Source organism: Aquimarina besae, assembly GCF_042434905.1.
Classification (GTDB): domain Bacteria; phylum Bacteroidota; class Bacteroidia; order Flavobacteriales; family Flavobacteriaceae; genus Aquimarina.
This window is the reverse complement of the sequence record NZ_CP170199.1, coordinates 4,777,400-4,798,947: the sequence shown is the minus strand read 5'-3', so window position 1 is coordinate 4,798,947 and position 21,548 is coordinate 4,777,400. Positions and strand designations below refer to the sequence as shown.

The window sequence follows — 21,548 nt, the reverse complement described above, 5'->3', positions numbered from 1 at the left end:
TAGGTTTATGAATGCAACTATAAAAAATGAAATTATTATAACATTACTTACGACCTTACTGTTTATCAGTTTGGTAAGTTGTAGTGAGGATTATCTTGAAATTCCTTCTAATGAGGAAACTGAAGAAGCAATTACATCGGAAAAAGCAACTGAGCTGGTAAACGCAGTCTATAACATTTTTCTTCAATTTTCGATGAGTTCTTTTTCTTGGAATGGTGTTTCAAGTATTACATCCGATGATGCGGATAAAGGAAGTGATCCAGGCGATACCGGAGCAGATAAGAATTTATTGGATGCACTTACATTTGATGCTACCTCTCTTTCTTTTAACGAAGTCTGGGAAGCACATTATGATGGTATTCAAAGAGCCAATCAGGCTTTAAATCGATTGAAGGATTTTGAGATTGAAGATTCGTTAAAAGATAGACTGATAGGAGAAGCTACCTTTCTTCGGGCTCTAATGTATTTTAGACTGGTAAAGACCTTTGGAGGTGTTCCCTTAATCCAAGATGTACCTGACATTAATGCCGATCCAACAACATTGTTACAAAGAGCATCCAGAGAAGAAACGTTTGCCTTTATTGAAGAGGATCTTCTTAACGCCATAGAATTATTACCCGAAAAGAGTCAATACAACATTTCAGAACTAGGTAGAGCTACAAAAGGTGCGGCAAAAGCCCTCTTGGCCAAGGTGAGCATGTATCAGAATAAATGGGAAACCGTACTTACTTTAACCAACGAAATTATTAGCTCGGGAGAATATGGTCTCACACCAAATTATGAAGATATCTGGAAAGCAGAAGAGGAAAATAATCAAGAATCCATTTTTGAAATACAAGGAAGAGGAGAACTTCCGGCTGCTGGAATATTAGAATATAGCGTAAGTCAAGGCGCTAGAGGTCTTGGCGGTTGGGGCTGGGGATTCAATACACCTACTCAAGATCTTGTTAATGCCTATGAACCAGGTGATCTAAGAAGAGATGCCACTATTATTTTTAGAGGAGAAACCTTATTTGATGGTAGAGAAGTGCCAAATACTGTGGTGAATCCAAGATATAATCAAAAGGCATATTCTAGCAGGTTTACAGCGGTTTCTCAAAGTGATAAAAACATACGGGTCCTTCGATATGCAGAAGTTTTGTTAATGAACGCTGAAGCAGCCACTCAGATAGGTGGCGATGCGTTGACACCATTAAACTTGGTTAGAAATCGAGCTGGGCTTTCTAGTCTTAACTCGGTAGATCAAATGGCAGTTTGGAGAGAAAGACGTGTAGAGTTGGCATTTGAACACGATCGCTATTTTGATTTGGTCCGTCAAGGACGAGCGGGAGCCGTTATGAGAGCTCACGGTAAACCATTTATCGATGGAAAACATGAAGTATTTCCCATACCGCAACAGCAAATCAATATCAGCGGGGGATTATTAATCCAAAATAATGGGTATTAAAAATTGTGTTATAGCAAAACACTGAATTGTAAAAAATTGCATAAGAATAATATTATGAATGAATTACAGAAAAGATATAGAAATATGATCGGTATAGGTATTATGATGGGTATGGTATTGCTTTTATTTCAAAATTGTACAGCAGAGGATACCTTGCCACCACCTCCTGATGTTTCTCCTATTGTAGAACAAGAAAATCAGGTACCAGAGATTCCTTTTGAACAGTTATTAGATCTGGTGCAAGAACGTACCTTCAGCTATTTTTGGGATTTTGCAGAACCAGATAGTGGTATGGCAAGGGAGCGATCGCAGAACGGTCCTGATTCCAAATTAATAACCATCGGAGGATCTGGATTTGGAATTGCGTGTTTCCCGGCTGCGGTAAATCGAGGTTGGATAACCAGAGATGAAGCCATACAACGTTTGCAAAAGATTTTAACGTTTCTGGAGAATGCAGAGACGTATCACGGTGTCTATTCGCATTGGTATTCGGGAGATACCGGTCAGACCATTCCTTTTAGTACTTTAGATGATGGTGGTGATATTGTAGAAACGGCTTTTTTGATACAGGGGCTTTTGATTGCCAGACAGTTTTTTACAGAAGACACAGTAGATGAAGGAAATATTCGAAGTAGAATTAGAGCTATTTGGGAAAACGTAGAATGGGATTGGCACGAGAGAGGACAAAACGTAATTACTTGGCATTGGTCAGAAAATTTTGGTTTTGATCTTAATTTACAAGTCCAAGGGTGGAATGAAGCCTTGATAGTGTATATCCTTGGAGCAGCCTCGCCTACGCACCCGATTACAAAAGAAACCTATGATAATGGTTGGGCTCGAAATGGTGACATGACTAATAATAAATCCTTTTTAGGGGTGGTTTTACCTTTGGGCGAAGACCTTGGAGGACCTTTATTCTTCTCTCATTATTCTTTTATTGGCTTGGATCCAAGAAATCTACGTGACCAATATGCTGATTATTTTAGTCAAAACAGAGCACATTCTTTAATCAACTACAATTATTGTGTAGAGAACCCTCAGGGATTTAGAGGGTATAGCAGAGATAGCTGGGGACTAACTGCCAGTGACGAACCAGGCGGCTATGGGGTACATAGTCCTACAGAAGATAATGGAACAATTACTCCAACCGCAGCGTTGTCTGCATTTCCATTCACTCCAGAACAATCCAGACAGGCATTAGAGCATTTCTATTATAAGAAAAATGACCAATTATGGGGAGAATATGGTTTCTATGATGCGTTTAATGAATCGGCAGAGTGGGTTTCTGATGGATATTTGGCAATTGACCAAGGACCCATTATAGCAATGATAGAAAATTATCGAACGCAATTGCTCTGGAATTTGTTTATGAGCGATTCTGATGTGCAGGAAGGATTGACCAAATTAGGATTTACCTTTTGATTTAAAAAGATGAATAGAAATTCAAAAAAAATAGTTTTGACAAGGATCTCATTCGGAATCATAGTAGCCTTTACTTTACTGAGTTGTCAGAAAAATCAGGAGAAATCCTTACAAAACGATCAGAATCTCTTGATCGATAAAAAAGTGGATTCAATAATGAATTTAATGACGCTGCAAGAAAAAATAGGACAAACCGTATTATATTCCAGCACAGAGGATGTTACGGGTCCTGTCTTAGATAAGAATTATCAAACCTATTTAAAAAATGGACAGATTGGTGCAATTTTTAATGCTATGGGATCTGCTTTTACTAGAAAACTCCAAAAAATAGCTGTTGAAGAAACAAGACTAGGCATCCCTCTTATTTTTGGATACGATGTTATTCACGGACACAAAACAATTTTTCCAATTCCTCTGGCAGAATCTTCTAGCTGGGATTTGGATCTTATGAAGAAAACGGCCAGAACGGCTGCATTAGAGGCTTCTGCAGAAGGACTTCATTGGACTTTTGCACCAATGGTAGATATAGCAAGGGATCCCCGATGGGGAAGAATAGCAGAAGGCGCAGGAGAAGATACCTATCTCGGATCTTTGATTGCCAAAGCCAGGATAGAAGGTTTTCAAGGTGATAATCTAGGAGAAAGGCACACAATTATGGCCTGTGCAAAACACTTTGCCGCATACGGCGCAGCACAGGCAGGTAGAGATTATCATACGGTGGATATCTCTCTAAACACTTTATATAATGTCTATTTGCCGCCTTTTAAATCATCTGTAGATGCGGGAGTAGCAACTTTTATGACATCATTTAACGAACTTAATGGAGTACCTGCCACTGGTAATTCTTATTTGTTACAAGATATCCTTAGAGATCAATGGAATTTTGACGGCTTCGTAGTTACAGATTATACTTCTATCAATGAAATGGTACACCATGGATATGCAGAGAATTTGGAAAAGGCAGGAGAAATGGCTTTGAACGCAGGAGTAGATATGGACTTGCAAGGTGGAGTGTATAAAAATCATTTAGAAAATTCAATTAATCAGAAACACGTGGATATCCAAAAATTGGATAGAGCAGTACGAAATATTCTGAGAATGAAGTTTGAACTGGGCCTTTTTGATGACCCATATAAGTATTGTGATGAACAAAAAGAAAAAGAAATAATCCTTCATCCGGATCATTTACAATTAGCAAGAGAAGCTGCCCGAAAATCTATGGTATTATTGAAGAATAAAGAGCAGGTTTTACCCGTAGAAAAAGAAAGTAAAATTGCTTTGATTGGTCCTTTAGCAGCTGATGAATTCCACATTATTGGAAACTGGTCAGCCAAAGGAGATCGAGAAGGAACAGCGGTTAGTGTTAAAGAAGCCTTTGAAGAAAAGGGGATTAGTTTTACATATACTAAAGGTTGTGAAATTGACGGAAATGAAGTGGATTTTTCTGAAGCAATAACCATTGCAAAATCCTCTGATGTAGTAGTGATGGTTATGGGTGAATCAGAACGAATGAGTGGCGAAGCTGCTAGTCGTACCTCGATTCAGCTCCCTGGACAGCAACGAGCGCTAATTAAAGCCATCAAAAAAACAGGAAAACCCATCATTTTGGTATTGTATAATGGAAGACCTCTGGATTTATCCTGGGAAAACGAACAAGTAGAAGGGATTATAGAAGCGTGGTTTCCCGGAACAAGTGGAGGACTGGGTGTAGCCGATGTTTTATTCGGAGATTATAACCCTTCAGGAAAATTGACCGTGACCTTTCCCAGAAATATAGGACAGATACCGATTCACTATGATATCAAAAATACTGGACGTCCCGCAGATATTCCTGGAGCAAATGAACGCTACGTTTCTAAGTATATTGATGTAGAAAATTCGCCTTTATTTCCTTTTGGATACGGACTTAGTTATACAACTTTTGCGTACACGACACCAGAACTAAGTGCTAGAACATTGAATGCAAGCGATAGTCTCAAAATTACAACAACGGTTACAAATACCGGTAATTATGATGGAGAAGAGATTATACAATTATATATAAAGGACCGTTTTGGAAGTATCACGCGTCCTGTTAAAGAATTAAAAGGTTTTCAGAAAGTATTTATTAAAAAAGGAGAGACCAAGACCGTTACCTTTTCAATCACTGCGGATGATCTCAAATTTTATAACAGTGATCTGAAATATGTAAATGAAGAAGGAGATTATGATGTATTTGTCGCCGGTAATTCTGATCATAAATTTACTAATTCATTTAGTTTACAATTGAAATAAATCTCTTAAGACCAAACTGAAACAGAAAATATCTAAAAATCAGAAATTATGAAAAAAATAGTATTTTTTATCGTGTTTATAGCTCATTACGCAGTTGCGCAATGTGTGGCTCCGTTAATTACAGATTTTGAGTGTGACCCTCCGTCTCAGGCATTGCCAGGAACTGTTGTTGCTATTACTAATAATTTTAGTGGTGGGATCAATACCAGTCCTACAATTGGTCAGTATACAGACGATGGAACGCAAGGATTCGATGCATTGGTCATAAATTATGGTGCTCCAATAGATTTATCAACGAACAATGTTCTTCAGTTCAAAATCTATACTCCCACTTCTATTCAGGTATTAGCAAAAATTGAAGGGGGAATGAATCCCGTAGAAATTTATTCCGATTTTTCACAGGTGAACACCTGGGAGGAATTTACATTTGATTTTAGTGCATCTGCTGGTGATGGACACACTACGCTTGTTTTATTCTTTAATCCTACAGTTACTACCGGAACTCCAAATGATTTATACTATTTTGATGATTTGGGATGGGTAAGCCAGAACATATTGGATACACCTGAATTTGTTAAAAACTCGAGACTAATAGCTTATAGTCCTTCGCCTGATGAACTGGTAATCCAGTCTGATGATGGAGTTGATAAGATTTCTTTATTTACGCTAACCGGAGCATTGGCTGCTGTAAAATCAGTATCTCGTCAAAAAGAAACTAGGTTAGATGTCTCTGATTTGACACCGGGAATTTATTTTGCAAAAGTTCAAATGGAAGGGATTGAAGAGAAACTAAAAGTCTTAATACGATAAGATGGAAGAGTAACTTTCTCCAAGAAAAGTTCTGTTAAAAATTAAATATCATGAAAGCATCAAACTTTATTTTTTTTCTAATTATTATCGCATTTTGGAATTTGTCTTGCGAGAGAGAAATACCGACTTTTCCGACCATAAATTATGTTCCCTGTGATGATATTAATGTGGTAGCGGATCCAAATATAGTAACGGATTTTGAATGCCAGTCGAATGTAATCATCGAAAATGTTGAGGTTGTCCGTAATCCTCTGGAAACTGGTATCAATACTAGTAGATTTGTAGGAAAATATCTTGACGGTATAGCGGCTGATGATGCGTTAACGTTTAATTTTTCCGGAATCGATCTGTCCACCAATGGAGTGTTTAAAATGATTATTAAATCCTCGGTAGCAGCAGAAGTTAAAGTAATACTTTCTGGAGGGAGCTCTGATCCTATTGAAGCGATTACTGTACTAAATGGCGAAAATACGTGGGCAGTTTATGAATTTAATTTTAGTAATGAGGATTCTGGCGATTATTCAATGGTACGTATTTTCTTTAATGAAGGAATCACCAGTGATGGAACTGATTTATTTTATTTAGATAATCTGGTTTTTGATGTTTCTGTCTTTGCTCCAGACCCCTGTGAAGGCGTCACTGAAGATCCCTCAGTGATCAATGATTTTGACTGTCAAGAAAATTACGAATTTGGCACTCCGGATGACCCGGTGGTGGAAAAAATTCCAAATCCTGATCCATCAGGTAGTAATACAAGTACATTTGTGGGCTCTTATATTGATAACGGCCAGGAACCTTTTGATGCCTTGATTATTGAATTTGGGCAGCCTATAGATTTATCATTAACTCCACAATTCAGTATTCAGGTTTGGGCACCTATGCAAGGAAATATTATTGCTAAGTTAGAAGGAGGGACAGCTATAGAAAGATCCGTTCAGGTACAGAATGTTAGAGAATGGCAACAGCATACTTTTGATTTTTCGGATGCTCTTAATGCTGGTAATACAACCTTAGTGCTGTTTTTTAACGCAGGTGCTACAAACGGAACTACAGAAGATGTATATTATATTGATGATTTAAAATTTATAAATATTCCTGATCCTTGTGAGGGTGTAGTACCAGATCTTTCCATTATTAGCGATTTTGAATGTCAGCAAAACGTGATGCTCGGTCTGGACCCGATGGTAGACGCTGCACCTGTGGTGGATAATCCGGAAATAGATCCACAAAATTCTAGTGTTTCTGTTGGACAGTATACCGATGATGGTACGGATCGTTTTGATGCACTCATCATCAATTTTGAAGACCCCATCGATCTTTCAGTCAATTCTGTATTTAATATCAAAGTGTATTCCGAAAGACAAATGCCACTCACTGCAAAATTAGAAGGAGGTACTCCGGTAGAGCTTTCCACAACGGTCGACGTGATTAACGAATGGAAAAATTATACCTTTGATTTTGGAGGAGCAATTGGTAATGGAAATACACAATTGACTATATTTTTTAATGCAGGTCAAGCAGATGGGACAATTACAGATACTTATTATATTGACGACCTTCGTTTTACCTCGCAGGAATGTCCGGTAGAGCAATTAGATTGCAGTACCGTCATGACAGACCTAAGCATTATTAACGATTTTGATTGTCAGCAAAATATGCAAATAGGTTTAACAGAACAATCGGTGCCCGTGGTTGCCAACCCTAATATCAGTTGTGAAAACCGAAGCCCAAATGTAGGTGAGTATATTGCCAATGGTACTGAAGCTTTTGATGCTCTGATTACCGATTTTGGGACAGCGATAGATTTGAGTGTAGAGAATCAGTTACAATTAAAAATATTGACTGAGAGAGCTGTGCCACTCGTAGCGAAAATCGAAGGTGGCACCCAGCCTTACGAAACACCACCGATAACCATCGATACGGTAGGAGAGTGGGCCACTTATACCTTTGACTTATCTCCTGGAGCAGGAAATGGAAATACTACACTGGTACTTTTCTTCAATTTTGCTCAAGCAGATGGAACCACAACAGATCTGTATTATTTGGATGATATTCGATTTGTAGCACCTTAAACTTTTCAATATTTTAGATTGTTTTTTGTTAGAAAACGCAGTACTTATGAAGTTACTGCGTTTTTTTATGGCGTTCAAAACTTTGATGTTTTTATAAACTGTTATTGAAAATCAATGGATAAATGGGGAAAAGTAGACTTTTTTGAGATGTATTTTATACGGTAACTCAAAACAACAGAAAGGTAGATTGAATAAATCGATAAGATAGAAATCTTAAGGATCATTTCTTGGAAAATGAAGCAACTGTAAAACCTAGTGAGAATATATCTTTATAAAGAGTATGTGCTGAAGATAAAAATTGGATGGATAGATTTGACCACGCTAGGGCGGAAATCCAACTATTATGCGACGATATTTTAAATCTGGATAAAAACCTAACTTCAAGAGAAATAAGATTAATTCAGCAATTAAAAACTTGTAAACTATTCTTAAAGGTCGAAAGGTACAAAATAGATCAAGAATCAGGGATCAACTATGCTAATGAGAAAATTAATTTCTTATGTCCCGAAATTGAAGAGTTTTTGTTTGTAACTGAAAATATGTATAAAGAAATATGAAGTAAAATTTAATTTTGACGTTGTAGCTCACAAATGTTTTTCTTGCAAAATATTAGGCATTTCAGGTATTGGCAGTTGATGCAAAATGGCCTAAATTATACTTGTAAATATATAATTTAGGCCAAATATCTTTGTAGTTAAATAACTATTTCAGTGTTAAAAACTTAAATGTTCAATGAGCTATAATCACTTAGTAACAATAAGCTTCTCGTTTTTTTGGTAATCTTGAGTCTGAAAGCTTATAATATACAATCCGTTGTTTAAACGAGAGGTTTCTAGATTTTTTAAAGACACTGTGTTCCTACCAGAATCCATCATCCCCAAATCTTCTTTGAAAATGATTTTACCTGTGAGATCATAAATTTTAATAAATGACTCAGAGGGTGATTCTAAAGATATTTCCATCTTTAAATCGGCTAAGTTAGCGCTTGATACAGGATTAGGAAATACTTTTAAAGAATTTAGCAGCGTTACTCCAGAGGTTTTATTGCTTCCAAGACCCGGAATAATAAATTCTTCCCAACTTCTCAAAGCCGTTCGATTGCATCTCATGGATCGATTACCTCTTTCGTGGCTTACGTAACGACCGTTACTTCCCTGGATTCCATATAAGTCACCTCCCAGCGAAACCAATGTAAATTCTTCTGTACTTCCAATGCTGGTTCGATTACAAGTTAGCTGGTTCTCGGTATTTTGAATACTTACATATCTTCCGTTATTCCCCCTTATGGCATAGGTATTTCCACCTCTGGGAACAAATTCAAAAGTCTCCCAGGTTCCCACCACCGTTCTGTTGGCAATCATAGGATTTACACCATTCTCGCTGCTTACATAACGATTAATAGTTCTGGCTCTGATTGTTGTGGTAATATTATTTTGATTACCACCCCCAATAACAGTATCATAATCGTTGTATTTAGTAAAGAAAGATGGATCCAAGCGGTATTGTAACCCAAAGAGCATAGTAGCAAAATCCACTCCTTGAACTGCATTTGCTCTCCAATTTACGTCCTCTTTACTATAACGCCATAAAATTCTCGTTCCAGAACTATTAGGAAGTCGATATATACCTCTTCCTGATCTAAATAGATTGACAAGATCATTTCCTATCTCATTACCTTCATCTATTGGTAAATATCCTGAAATAATATGTGGAGATACAATTTTGGTCCAGTTTTCTTCATCATCATTATAGATACTATTGGCGCGATAGCCATTAATATCATTAGCATCTCCGGCACCTGTACCCCATTCATAACTTAGTCTGGGAATCGGATTAGCATAAAAATCTTCGGATACAAATCGCCACCAGTTTTTATCAGCATTTTTAGCATCCCGCATAGCATTTATAAATGGTGTGTTGGTGGAAAATCCGTTAATAAGGAAATAATTGAACTGTACTATAAAACTGGGAAGAAATCGACCCGGACTATCAGTTAAGGTGGTGTGTTGAAATGTGGCATTGTTTGGGTTTGTGTACACTGCTGTTGCTGTAGGTAGATTATTTGTATTGGTATAAAAATTATTCCATAAGTCTTTAGAAACTTGACCACCAAACTGATTGGCAATATTTGCTACAATCATGTACTCATTAAACGCATTGGTTTCTGAGCCGGCTATTCCGAACCCGGAAGCGTTCGTTTCCCTATAAATTGTTCCAGCACCTGCACTAGCAATAGATCTATCCCAATTTACTCCATTTACCATTTCATCTGCCATTTGGGCGATATAATCTCGTTGTTGTGCAGAAGGTCTGTTGGCTATAGAAGGATCAAGGAAGTAATTTTTTGCGAATAATGCACCAGATACTAATATGGCAGTATCGATAGTACTATATTCAGAATCCCACGCACGCGCTCCGGTAGATAGATCGAAGAAATGTCTGGCAAAACCACTTGCATCTCTATCCAAAGTAAAACCAGCAGTTCTTCCTGTCATAGTTTCCAGTGTTTTGATGAGCTTACCAATCGCATCAGTGTCATAATTATTTTTGTGTGCGATGCAAAGCGATACCAGTCCCATACCTACAGAAGCAGTAGAGCCCGGATGATAATCATCGTTACTGTTAAGCAGTTTTGAATCTCGATAGGTACCATTGCTTAAGCGTAAAGAGCGAAAAACTTCATAAGAATTTCTACCCAATTGTCCCAAAGATCGATTGTTGTCAACAGAATACCCTCGCGCTCTGTTAAATGTGATGTCATCAAAAAAGAAACTATTGGTGTTAGCGGCTTCATTAAAACCAAAAAACAACACCAATGTGTCGTAACCAGCTCCGGTAGGAGCATTGCTAAAATCAAAAGCATAGGTCGTCCAGACTCCGGAATTGCTTATAAAACCTCTACGTTCTAATGCTTGTCCGGTAGCAGAATTTTCGAGTTTGGCTACAATACGAGTAAAAGCATCATTGCCTCCGTTAATTTGTTGCAAGATCTTTATCTGTAATTCGTTAAAGGTGTTGAGATCAAGGAAACCTCCTGGTATACTAGTAGTTAGAAATGCAAAAGGAGCATTTTCTTTTATAAATCGACCAGATCGGGCACTAGTATTTTCTCCGGATGGGTTGGGGTTTACTATGTTGGCAAAAGTACCATTAAAATTGTTCCAGGTTTGGTTACCATTTTCAAAATTTTCCAAAGTTTGCGAATAAACTCCTAGATTAAAGAAGAACATCGCAAAAAATAAGATGTAAGTTTTCATTTTTTTGTGTGTTAAATAAGTTTTGTTCTCAAAGAATTTTTAAATTGTTAAGGCTAAGTTACTTACTACACCTTGTGTTTTGAATGATGTAACAAACTTGAAAATCTTTTAATTTGTAACAAACTGGATATCAATTTATTATATAAAATTAAACTAAATAATTACGCTAAATTTTAACGTATTGCTGTAGTATTGATGTATGCGTTATTAGTGATATTTATATACAAAATTTGAGTATTTCGTAATGAATATGTTATAATTTTGTGTTATTGTGAGGGATTATTGTTTTTTGCGAAATTTATAATCAATTCTTGTCTATGAAAATTGATAAAAATGATATTCCGAAAACTGGATCTAAGTTTTTAACTTATTTGGGGTTTTCAGACAGTTTTTCTTTATTGGTTAATGTGAATGTATATTTTGGTTCGTATTTTTTCTAGGTTATATATGTTTTATAAAATCAAAGGTAGCTTTGTAGATAGTAATTAGGATTCTAGTACATAATTTATAATCATCAAGAAAGACATAAAAATTGTGGTGCAAAAAATGCTCAGTTGATAGTATTTGCCAAAATATCAACTTTATTTCTTTGCCGATTTCCCGGAAAATACAAAATCCCGCCATTTGGCGGGATTGAAGTGGAGTCGGAGAGGGCTGAAGCGATTAGGAAATGTCCTGTGGACATTTACAGCGAAAGAGCCAGCTGGCGCGTATGCCGAATCCCCCGAAAACACAAAATCCTGCCATAAGGCGGGATTGAAGTGGAGTCGGAGAGGGCTGAAGCGATTAGGAAATGTCCTGTGGACATTTACAGCGTAAGAGCCAGCTGGCGCGTATGCCGAATACCCCGAAAACACAAAATCCTGCCATAAGGCAGGATTGAAGTGGAGTCGGAGGGATTCGAACCCTCGTCCAAACAAGTAATACAATAGCTTTCTACACGCTTAGTTTTTGTTTAGGTTTTCGTCTGCTTGCCGGTCAAAAACTACCAACGCACAGCTTAACTTTACTTAAATTTCGCCAAAACATCAAAGTACTATCTTGGCTAGGTTTACTTTTACGAAGCCTCAAAACCGATCGCCGCAAACCAAGGCTATCGAGAGGCTTCCTGCTTGCCCACCTAGTGAGCCGAGGCATTATCCTACTATAATTCGGATTATGCAGCTAGGGCGTAGTTATTCTCGCCGTTTAAAAAAGATGAAACATGATATTAACGAGCTATATTCCAGCGCTCGACGTGCTTACCACCCTATTAATCTCGCTGTCAAAACCAGTCGACCCCAAAACTAATTACGAATGAAGAATTATAAATTTAGATTATTAAAACATCATTAAAAATATGATCTCCTCACTCAAAATGGTTGGCAAAGATAATCATATTTGTCATATCTTAGCCGCGCTTTTACATAAACAAATTATATACCAAACTATATGACTACATTCGGAATTATCAGAGAGCGTAAAAACCCGCCAGATCGTCGGGTGGTCTTTTCTCCAAAAGGTTTGCGTGACACCGTGTCGCGGTTTCCCCAGGCTTCTTTTAAAGTAGAAAGCTCTGATATACGAATTTTTAGCGATGAAGACTATAGAGCTGCTGGCTTTGAGGTTTCAGAAGATCTTTCTGATTGTGACGTGCTATTGGGCGTAAAAGAAGTCCCGATCGATGCATTAATTCCAAACAAAAAGTACTTTTTCTTTTCACATACCATCAAAAAACAACCGTATAACCGAAAATTGTTAAAAGCAATTCTTGATAAAAATATCGAATTATATGATCACGAGGTAATTGTAAACGAAAAAGGCTTTAGACTTATTGGTTTTGGACGATATGCCGGAATTGTGGGTGCATATAATGGTTTTAGAGCTTTTGGACTAAAAAATAACGGTTTTCAGCTTCCTAAAGCAGAAACCTTACCTGATCAAGATGCTTTAGTATTAGCACTATCCAAGATAAGTTTACCAAATATAAAAATTGTTCTTACCGGAAATGGGAAAGTAGGAGGAGGAGCTAAGGAAATCTTGGATGCAATGAAAATTCGAGAGGTCTCAGTAGATGAATACTTAAACGGTACGTTTGATGAAGCCGTGTATACACAAATTGATGTGCTGGATTATAATAAACGTAAAGATGGAAAAGCATTAGATAAAAATGATTTCTATAAGAACCCAGAGGAGTACGTTAGCGATTTTATGAGATTTGCTAAAGTGAGTGATATGTACATTGCAGGACACTTTTTTGGAGATGGCGCACCCTATATTTATACAAGACAGGATGTAAAATCTGATGATTTTAATATTAAAGTAGTGGCAGATGTTTCTTGTGATATAGACGGTCCTGTTGCTACAACATTACGGGCTTCTACCATTGCAGATCCAATTTATGGATATCATCCCGATAGAGAAGAAGAGGTAGATTATAAAGATTCCGAGGCGATAGTAGTGATGGCAGTGGATAATTTACCTTGTGAATTGCCTAAAGATGCTAGTGAAGGCTTTGGAGACATGTTTCTGGAACACGTGATCCCTGCTTTTTTCAACAATGATGCAGACGGTGTACTCCAACGCGCTAGAATGACGCAAGATGGTAAATTAACTTCTAGATATGCATATTTACAGAACTACGTAGATGGAAAAGAATAGTTTTATACAATACAAATCATAATATACATGACGACTCAGGAACTTGTTGATCAAATATGGAAAAAGAAATCTTTTTTGTGTGTAGGTTTGGATGTAGATCTAACCAAAATTCCTAAGCACTTGTTGCAAGAGGAAGATCCTATTTTTGAGTTCAATAAAAAAATAATAGATGCTACGCATCATTTGGCCGTTGCGTATAAACCTAATACAGCCTTTTACGAAGCATATGGTTTAAAAGGTTGGAAATCTTTAGAAAAGACGATTCAGTATTTAAATACCAACCACCCCGAAGTTTTTACCATTGCAGATGCCAAAAGAGGTGATATCGGTAACACAAGCGCCATGTATGCCAAAGCATTTTTTGAAGATCTGAAGTTTGATTCGATAACAGTTGCACCGTATATGGGGAAAGATTCTGTGGAGCCGTTTTTAGCGTTTCAGGGAAAGCATACCATAATGCTTGCATTGACCTCTAATCAAGGTGCATTCGATTTTCAGACTAAGTTTGTAGAAGGAACTGAGCTATATAAGCAGGTACTAAACACATCAAAGAGTTGGCAAAATTCTGAAAACCTAATGTATGTTGTTGGTGCTACCAAGGCAGAATATCTTGCGGATATTAGAAAGATTATTCCTGATAGTTTTTTACTGGTTCCAGGTGTAGGTGCTCAAGGTGGAAATTTACAAGACGTTTGTAAATATGGAATTAATGATCAAATAGGACTGCTAATCAATTCATCAAGAGGAATTATATATGCCTCAAACGAAATGGATTTTGATATTGTTGCAGGAAATAAGGCTAAAGAGCTTCAGGTAGAAATGCAAAAAATTCTAGAGGCCAAAAAATAAAAAAGGAAATTGAATATCTATTCAATTTCCTTTTTCTTTTAAAATCTACCATTTCAAGAAAATAATTCTTGATGATAGATTGAAAAATAATTGTTAACGTCTATTGGCTTTAAAAACTTGTTTTGCATATCCAACAAGTCCGTAAGTGATAAAAAACACTAAAAACGCCATTAAACCATAAATAACAATGTTAAGTAATACTGAATCCATAGCCCCAAGATTTTAAATTAATATTACTTACAATATAAAGTTTTTTTGTAGGAATTCCTAATATTAAAGTGTTAATTATAAAGGGTTTATGATTTATTTATGATTATAAGATCTCTTTTAAAAGAACCATCAGAAAATGAAGTATACTGACCAATTAGGAAGACGTATTGTTTTAGATCAAGTTCCTAAGAGGATTGTATCTTTAGTTCCATCACAGACAGAGCTTCTTGTTGAATTAGGTTTATTTGATCATATTGTAGGAGTTACTAAATTTTGTGTACATCCTGATACTATCAGAAAACAGAAACAAATAGTAGGAGGGACTAAAAATGTGCATCTGGATAAAATCAAAGAATTACGACCAGACATTATTCTTTGTAACAAGGAAGAAAATACTAAAGAAATTGTTGAAGAATTACAAAAGACTTATCCTGTCCATGTTTCTGATATAAGTACTATAGAAGAATCTTTAGAATTAATCGGTCAATATGGAGAAATTTTTGCAAAAGTGAATCAGGCGCGTGAATTAATATTCGAAATCCGATCAGAATTACACAGTTTTTTAGGGTTTATAAAGGATAAGCCCAGAAAAAAAGTAGCCTATTTTATTTGGCGTAATCCATGGATGCTAGCAGGTAATGGAACTTTTATCGATCATATGTTAACGATGAATAACTTTACAAACATATACGGGCATACAAATAGATATCCTGAAATTTCTGAAAATGAATTAAAAAAAATGAAAGATCTTGACCTCATTTTATTATCATCAGAACCATTCCCTTTCTCTGAAAATCATATACGTGAAATTAAGAAACTTAGACCTGACGTTGAAGTAATGCTGGTTGATGGTGAGTATTTTTCGTGGTATGGATCAAGACTGTCCAAAGCATTTGCTTATTTCAAAACGCTGCACTAAGAAGTGTTCAACAATACATTAAATACTGTTAATCATGTTTATGGTGAATAAATAGTGATTATCTTTACAGAGGAAAAGCATATGTTAAACTACACAATATACAGTCATCCAGAGAATACTAATTGGGTAACCTTCGTACATGGAGCAGGTGGTAGTTCTTCTATTTGGTTTAAACAAGTAAGAGAATTTAGAAAGCATTATAATGTATTATTATTGGATTTGAGAGGTCACGGTAATTCTAAACCTGCTATTAAAGATGCCTTTAATTCTAAATATACCTTTGATTCGATTACAGATGATATCGTAGAAGTAATAGATAAAGAACAAATAAAATCATCGCACTTTATTGGAATTTCTCTGGGTACAATATTAATCAGGAACCTTGCAGAAAAACACCCGGATAGAGTGGATAGTATGATTATGGGGGGCGCTATTATGAAATTAAATTTTAGGTCTCAGGTATTGATGAAGTTGGGTATTGTCTTTAAATCTGTAATTCCTTATATGTTTTTATATAAGTTTTTTGCTTTCATTATTATGCCCAAAAAAAATCACAAACAATCCAGATTGCTTTTTGCAAATGAAGCGAAAAAATTATATCAGAAAGAATTTGTACGTTGGTTTAGATTAACCTCAGAGATTAATCCTTTATTACGATTTTTTAGAGATAAGGACATCAAAATACCCACACTTTATGTTATGGGCGAAGAAGATTATTTGTTTCTTCCTTCTATCAGAAAGGTAGTCTCAATCCACGAATTTTCTAATCTTTTTGTAGTAAAAAACTCTGGTCACGTAGTGAACGTTGAACAGCCTGAGGTTTTTAATGAAGAGTCGTTGGCATTTTTACATCAATTCTCGATATAAACAGGATCGGATTGTTGTTCAATTTTTTTAATTTCTTGCAATATTTTACTTGCTTCCTCATGCAAACGGTCACTTTTCTCTTTATCCTTTATAGCTAAGTTGTATGCGGTTTTCATTAATCTGCAGTATTTCTTTTTCAGCTTTTCAAGATTGGTTTTTTCTTTAGCCCAATAAAACATTTTCTTTCTCCTTTTTCTTTTTACAAATGTATTAGTTGAAACTGAAATAGATTCTTAAGAGGTAGTTAAGGTTGTTTAATAGAATATTAAAAAGGGTAATGTAAAATAAATCACACTACCCTTTTTTTATAGCTAATCAAATATTTTGATTTATTAATACCCTTCGTTTTGTTCAAGATTAGGGTTAACATTTCTTTCTCTTTGTGGAATAGGTAGTACCAATCGACTATCATCGAAAGATAATGCTCCGATAGGGACTTCTAGTCGTTTAAAATCATGCAATTTATGTCCTTCAAAAGCTAATTCTTTTAACCTTTCCAGAATGATATCTACATAGGTTACATCAGATAATAAAAAAGCATTGGATCTAAATCTTACAAGATTCACATCATTAATAGGATCTGTACCTACAGTTGTACCTAAAATAAAATTAGACTCAGCGCGAATCAAATGCATCTCTGGTAACCTAATAAAAGGAATGTTTGCATTTCCCAAAATCCATTTATAAGAAGCTATACCAGATCCGGTTTCAGAATCGACATAAAAATAACTCGCCCTCAAGTCGTTAAAATCATCAAATATTCCAAAAAATGCATCCTCGATAGAAATATCAGGATTACCTGGTCTTCCACCGAATCTGTCTGTAGCCCAAAATGTATTCATACTGTTAGCTCCGTCAGAATCTGTTACTTGCCACGCAAATACATCTTCTGTAGAGTTATCATCATTATTGTAAGCATCGTCAAGGTTCTCTGTGATCAAAAATCTTCCTGATTGTATCACTTCATTCGATAAATCTCGTGCTGCCTCATAGTTACCGATTTGCAATTGTATTCTTGCTAACAATGCTTTAGCTGCATTGGCAGATGCAAAAACTCCATTGGTTTCAGGTAGCAGAACAATTGCATCCTCTAAATCATTGATTACGAACTCATACACTTCTCCAATAGTGTTTCTAGATGGGTAAGTAACATCTTCAAGTGTAATAACTGGAGTTCTGATAATAGGAACACCTGGTTCCCCGTCATTAACTCTATTGTTATTATGTTTTGAGAAAAATCGTACTAAATCAAAATAGGTTACGGCTCTTAAAAACTTTGCTTGACCTTCAACAGAATTTCTGCTATCAAGATTTTCAAAAACATCCAGATTGTCTAAAACTATGTTTGCTTGGTTACTAATGTCATATCCATTGAGCCATAAATTAGCTACAAAAGTGTTATTAGTATTAATTACTTTATTGTTGAACTCACCCGGATCAGAAAAAGTTCCATTCCACTGTAATTCCTGATCATTGGCTAATAATTCTGCAATTGTATAGAGCTGTCCTCCATAACTTGCTGCTTGTCCCGCTTGTGCGTATGCGCCAATAAGAATATTAGTTACTTTTTCTGGAGTGTCAAAAGCATCCTCAGTAGTTAATGATTGACTAGGATCAATATCTAATTTATTTTCGCAACTTACCGAGATGATCGCAAGTGTGCATGTTAAGATTATTTTTATATATGTTTTCATGTTTTTTACTTTACGGTTGAAATATTGAATTTTTAAAATTGGATCTTTAGAATTCAATATTTATTCCCAAGGTGTATGTTTTTGCTGGTGGAGCCGAATAGAATGAAATACCGGTTCTAACACCAGAATTACCATTAAAATCTGCTGTTGACTCAGGATCGTATCCTTCGTAATCAGTAATTGTAAATAAGTTAAGACCGCTAAAATAGAATCTTACTTTTTCCATATAAAACTTTTTTGAATACGTAGGATTGATTGTATATCCTAGCGTTATATTTCTTAGTCTTATAAAATCTGCTTCATCCAGATAGCGTGTAGAATCTGCTTGACCATTGTCTTGATTTAATCTGGCTTGGGGCACATTTGTTATATCTCCCGGGTTTTGCCACCTATCTAATTGGTCAAGCGTTTGGTTATCAAAGAATTTACCGTTTCCGGAAGAAAACTTACCGGCCTGATCAAAAATAGAAGCGCCAAACTCTCCTTGAAAAGTAAATTGAAAATCAAACCCTTTTGCTTTTAACGTATTTGTAAATCCAATTTGATAGTCAGGAAATGGATCTCCTGTCACTATTTTATTGGCCTTAGATACGCTGTTAGTTATTGTTTTGTCTAGAGAACCATCAGGGCTTGTTGTATTCGTGTAAAATAAGGCATCCCCGTTAGCCGGATCAACACCAGCATATTCGTATAGATAAAATGAAGAGATGGCTTCACCCTTTCTTATGATGTTTACACCATCAATAATATCTCCACTAGGTAGATCAGTAACTTCATTTTTGTTTTTAGTAAATAATGCTCCTACATTCCAAGTTAATGAAGGTTTAGAAATAATTCGTGCAGTAAGATTTACCTCGAATCCCGTGTTTACGATTTCACCAATATTTCTAACAACAGATGTGAAGCCTGAAGTCCCAGGTAGTGGTTGATTAAATAATAAATCATTCGTGGTTTTGTTGTAATAGTCAAATTCTCCTGAAATGACGTTATTAAATAATCCAAAGTCAACTCCTAGATCATATTGTGTAGTCCTTTCCCAACGTAATTCATCATCTCCTAACTGAATAGGTGACACTCCAAGGCGTTCGTCATAAGTGGTAACACCATAAAGATCTTTACTGGCAAAGTCTCCAATCTCTGCATTACCTGTAACACCCCAACTTCCTCTAAGTTTTAGCTTGTTTAAAAAGTTAGAGTTACTCAAAAAACGTTCGTTACTTACTATCCAAGCTGCAGATGCTGCCGGGAACCACCCAAATTGAGAGTCTTGTCCGAACCTAGATGAACCATCACGACGAATACTTAGATTGAAAAGGTATTTTTCTGCAATAGAAAAACGTGATCTGGCAAAATACGATAAGAAGTTATATTTTGTTTTGTTAGATCCTCCGTTTGTTATCAAAACGGCATTGTCTAATGTTTGTAAATCGTCTGATGGAAATCCTTGCCCTATGGTAAACTGACTTTTACGATTGGTTTCTTCAAAACTTCCTCCCAGTGTAGCAGAAAAATCTACGTTTTCACCAAAAGTTCGTTTGTAACTAAGATAATTAGTCAAGATATATCGTTCTGTAATGGCATTGCTTACCGTACCAACTCCACCTGCAGATGCAAACTCGGTTAAACTCCCAGAGAATCTTTCGGCATTTTGATTGTTAGCATCATAACCAATTTCAGATTTTAATTGTAGGTAATCATTGATATAAAAATCACCATAAATATTCGCTGTTGTTCTCCAAATATCAGTTACAAATCTTCCTGTTTGTTCTTGTCCCAGAAAGTTTTGGAATAATGTAGAATTACCATCCACATTGGCCGTTCCGTCTTCAAGTAAAGCTGGAGTTAGCGGTGATTGCGCTATCGATTGAAGTGGAGAAACAAAAGCATTATCGTTAGACAAGCGATCAATGGTTACTTTAGACAGATTTATGTTTACTCCTACTGTAGACTTTTCTGTGATATCTGCATCTACTTTACCTCTTAAAGTGTAACGATCTAATTCATTTCCTAAAATAATACCTTCTGTTTTATTGTATGAGGTAGAAACAAAGTATTTGATTTTTTCACTTCCTCCGGACGCTGATAAGTCTATATCTTGAGTAATACCTTCTACCAATGCCAGGTCTTGCCAATCTGTATCTACTTCGTTGTTACGCCAGTCGCGACCTAAGGATAATTGATCAAATTTTGTTTCAATCTCACTTAATGAAATACCACTGTTTTGTGCAGCTTCTGTATAAAACTCTACGTATTGCTCAGCATTTAAAAATTCTCTCTTGTTGGTGGCAAAATTCCATCCAGAAGCGGTATTTAAAGTAACCTTTGTATTTCCTGCTTTTCCTTTTTTTGTGGTGATGATAATAACACCATTTGTTCCTCGGGCTCCATAAATTGCTGCTGCCGAAGCATCTTTAAGAAAATCAATAGAATCGATATCGTTTGGATTCAATCCGATTAATGGATTGATAGGAGAGTTGTTGATGGATTCATCATCATTAATTAAAGGAACACCGTCTAAAACGTATAATGGTTCCTGAGATGCACCAACCGTGGCGATACCTCTGATTCTTACTTTAATACCGGATTCTACTCTACCAGAAAGTTGAGTGATTTGAACTCCGGTAACTTTACTGGTCATTAAAGATTGAATACTTGGCGTGTTAATATCCACAATATCATTAGCGCGGATGCTGGATATACTGGATGTAATTTGTTTTTTTGACGAACTACCATATCCAATTAGTACAACCTGATCCAGGCCTTCGACATTATCCTTTAAAGTAACATTGATAACGCTGGATCCTGAAACTATAACTTCTTGTGTTTCAAAACCGACGTAAGAGAATACAAGAGTGTCTCCTGAGTTTGCCTCGATAGAGTAGTTTCCATCAAAATCTGTTTGAACCCCATTATTGGTGTTCTTTACAACAATATTTGTTCCCGGAAGTGGGATACCGGATGCGTCAACAACAGTTCCTGTTATTGTTTTTCCCTGAGCCTGTATAAGTCCAGAGCATAGAAACATAGCCATAGCTATGCTAAGTTTGATTAAGTTTTTCATTGAGGGCGTTTTTAAATCGGGCGCAA

General features: G+C 36.1%; 14 protein-coding genes and 1 other RNA gene. 10 read left to right on the top strand and 5 right to left on the bottom strand.

Annotated elements, in window-relative coordinates; translation table 11 throughout:
* The first annotated feature begins 7 nt into the window (after positions 1-7).
* From ACE94K_RS21220 to ACE94K_RS21195, 6 genes are all read left to right on the top strand, one after another.
* Positions 8-1,447, top strand: a complete 1,440-nt coding sequence (locus ACE94K_RS21220) for a RagB/SusD family nutrient uptake outer membrane protein (protein ID WP_378177290.1) — start codon at positions 8-10, stop codon at positions 1,445-1,447.
* A gap of 54 nt (positions 1,448-1,501) precedes the next feature.
* Positions 1,502-2,869 (top strand): glucoamylase family protein, encoded by a 1,368-nt coding sequence (locus tag ACE94K_RS21215; RefSeq protein WP_378177287.1) that lies wholly within the window; start codon positions 1,502-1,504, stop codon positions 2,867-2,869.
* Positions 2,870-2,878: 9 nt separating this feature from the next.
* Entirely contained in the window at positions 2,879-5,143 is a 2,265-nt protein-coding gene (bglX, locus tag ACE94K_RS21210) for a beta-glucosidase BglX (RefSeq protein WP_378177284.1), read from the top strand.
* 48 nt (positions 5,144-5,191) lie between these two features.
* Positions 5,192-5,953, top strand: coding sequence for a T9SS type A sorting domain-containing protein (locus ACE94K_RS21205; protein WP_378177281.1), 762 nt, complete (start codon positions 5,192-5,194; stop codon positions 5,951-5,953).
* Between the two features lie 50 nt (positions 5,954-6,003).
* Positions 6,004-8,025, top strand: a complete 2,022-nt coding sequence (locus ACE94K_RS21200; RefSeq protein WP_378177278.1) for a hypothetical protein — start codon at positions 6,004-6,006, stop codon at positions 8,023-8,025.
* Between the two features lie 302 nt (positions 8,026-8,327).
* Positions 8,328-8,582 carry a hypothetical protein gene (locus ACE94K_RS21195; protein ID WP_378177275.1) on the top strand — a complete coding sequence of 85 codons (255 nt, stop codon included), beginning with the start codon at positions 8,328-8,330 and terminating at the stop codon, positions 8,580-8,582.
* 186 nt (positions 8,583-8,768) lie between these two features.
* On the opposite strand, the gene ACE94K_RS21190 is transcribed toward ACE94K_RS21195, so the two are convergent.
* Both ACE94K_RS21190 and ssrA read right to left on the bottom strand, forming a co-directional pair.
* The gene (locus ACE94K_RS21190) at positions 8,769-11,282 is read right to left on the bottom strand and encodes a T9SS type A sorting domain-containing protein (protein WP_378177272.1); all 2,514 of its coding nucleotides are present in this window, start codon (positions 11,280-11,282) and stop codon (positions 8,769-8,771) included.
* An 882-nt stretch (positions 11,283-12,164) separates the two neighbouring features.
* Positions 12,165-12,564: a transfer-messenger RNA gene (ssrA, locus tag ACE94K_RS21185) on the bottom strand.
* A 149-nt stretch (positions 12,565-12,713) separates the two neighbouring features.
* Here ssrA and ACE94K_RS21180 point away from each other — a divergent pair.
* From ACE94K_RS21180 to ACE94K_RS21165, 4 genes are all read left to right on the top strand, one after another.
* Complete coding sequence (locus ACE94K_RS21180; RefSeq protein WP_378177269.1) at positions 12,714-13,922, top strand: NAD(P)-dependent oxidoreductase; 1,209 nt, start codon at positions 12,714-12,716, stop codon at positions 13,920-13,922.
* A 27-nt stretch (positions 13,923-13,949) separates the two neighbouring features.
* On the top strand, positions 13,950-14,771 hold the full coding sequence (pyrF, locus tag ACE94K_RS21175) for an orotidine-5'-phosphate decarboxylase (RefSeq protein ID WP_378177266.1): 822 nt from the start codon (positions 13,950-13,952) through the stop codon (positions 14,769-14,771).
* A 346-nt stretch (positions 14,772-15,117) separates the two neighbouring features.
* Complete coding sequence (locus ACE94K_RS21170) at positions 15,118-15,900, top strand: ABC transporter substrate-binding protein (RefSeq protein WP_378177263.1); 783 nt, start codon at positions 15,118-15,120, stop codon at positions 15,898-15,900.
* A gap of 81 nt (positions 15,901-15,981) precedes the next feature.
* Positions 15,982-16,767 (top strand): alpha/beta fold hydrolase, encoded by a 786-nt coding sequence (locus tag ACE94K_RS21165; protein WP_378177260.1) that lies wholly within the window; start codon positions 15,982-15,984, stop codon positions 16,765-16,767.
* Here ACE94K_RS21165 and ACE94K_RS21160 read toward each other — a convergent pair.
* From ACE94K_RS21160 to ACE94K_RS21150, 3 genes are all read right to left on the bottom strand, one after another.
* The gene (locus tag ACE94K_RS21160) at positions 16,752-16,946 is read right to left on the bottom strand and encodes a Lacal_2735 family protein (RefSeq protein ID WP_378177257.1); all 195 of its coding nucleotides are present in this window, start codon (positions 16,944-16,946) and stop codon (positions 16,752-16,754) included. The two genes, ACE94K_RS21165 and ACE94K_RS21160, sit on opposite strands and share 16 nt — an antisense overlap.
* 153 nt (positions 16,947-17,099) lie before the next feature.
* Positions 17,100-18,461, bottom strand: coding sequence for a RagB/SusD family nutrient uptake outer membrane protein (locus ACE94K_RS21155; RefSeq protein ID WP_378177254.1), 1,362 nt, complete (start codon positions 18,459-18,461; stop codon positions 17,100-17,102).
* A 46-nt stretch (positions 18,462-18,507) separates the two neighbouring features.
* Positions 18,508-21,522, bottom strand: coding sequence for a SusC/RagA family TonB-linked outer membrane protein (locus ACE94K_RS21150; protein ID WP_378177251.1), 3,015 nt, complete (start codon positions 21,520-21,522; stop codon positions 18,508-18,510).
* Between the last annotated feature and the right edge of the window lie 26 nt (positions 21,523-21,548).

Coding starts and splice junctions, on each gene's coding strand:
- ACE94K_RS21220 (WP_378177290.1), top strand. CDS start 8: ATGAATGCAACTATAAAAAATGAAATTATTATAACATTACTTACGACC.
- ACE94K_RS21215 (WP_378177287.1), top strand. CDS start 1,502: ATGAATGAATTACAGAAAAGATATAGAAATATGATCGGTATAGGTATT.
- bglX (WP_378177284.1), top strand. CDS start 2,879: ATGAATAGAAATTCAAAAAAAATAGTTTTGACAAGGATCTCATTCGGA.
- ACE94K_RS21205 (WP_378177281.1), top strand. CDS start 5,192: ATGAAAAAAATAGTATTTTTTATCGTGTTTATAGCTCATTACGCAGTT.
- ACE94K_RS21200 (WP_378177278.1), top strand. CDS start 6,004: ATGAAAGCATCAAACTTTATTTTTTTTCTAATTATTATCGCATTTTGG.
- ACE94K_RS21195 (WP_378177275.1), top strand. CDS start 8,328: ATGGATAGATTTGACCACGCTAGGGCGGAAATCCAACTATTATGCGAC.
- ACE94K_RS21190 (WP_378177272.1), bottom strand. CDS start 11,282: ATGAAAACTTACATCTTATTTTTTGCGATGTTCTTCTTTAATCTAGGA.
- ACE94K_RS21180 (WP_378177269.1), top strand. CDS start 12,714: ATGACTACATTCGGAATTATCAGAGAGCGTAAAAACCCGCCAGATCGT.
- pyrF (WP_378177266.1), top strand. CDS start 13,950: ATGACGACTCAGGAACTTGTTGATCAAATATGGAAAAAGAAATCTTTT.
- ACE94K_RS21170 (WP_378177263.1), top strand. CDS start 15,118: ATGAAGTATACTGACCAATTAGGAAGACGTATTGTTTTAGATCAAGTT.
- ACE94K_RS21165 (WP_378177260.1), top strand. CDS start 15,982: ATGTTAAACTACACAATATACAGTCATCCAGAGAATACTAATTGGGTA.
- ACE94K_RS21160 (WP_378177257.1), bottom strand. CDS start 16,946: ATGTTTTATTGGGCTAAAGAAAAAACCAATCTTGAAAAGCTGAAAAAG.
- ACE94K_RS21155 (WP_378177254.1), bottom strand. CDS start 18,461: ATGAAAACATATATAAAAATAATCTTAACATGCACACTTGCGATCATC.
- ACE94K_RS21150 (WP_378177251.1), bottom strand. CDS start 21,522: ATGAAAAACTTAATCAAACTTAGCATAGCTATGGCTATGTTTCTATGC.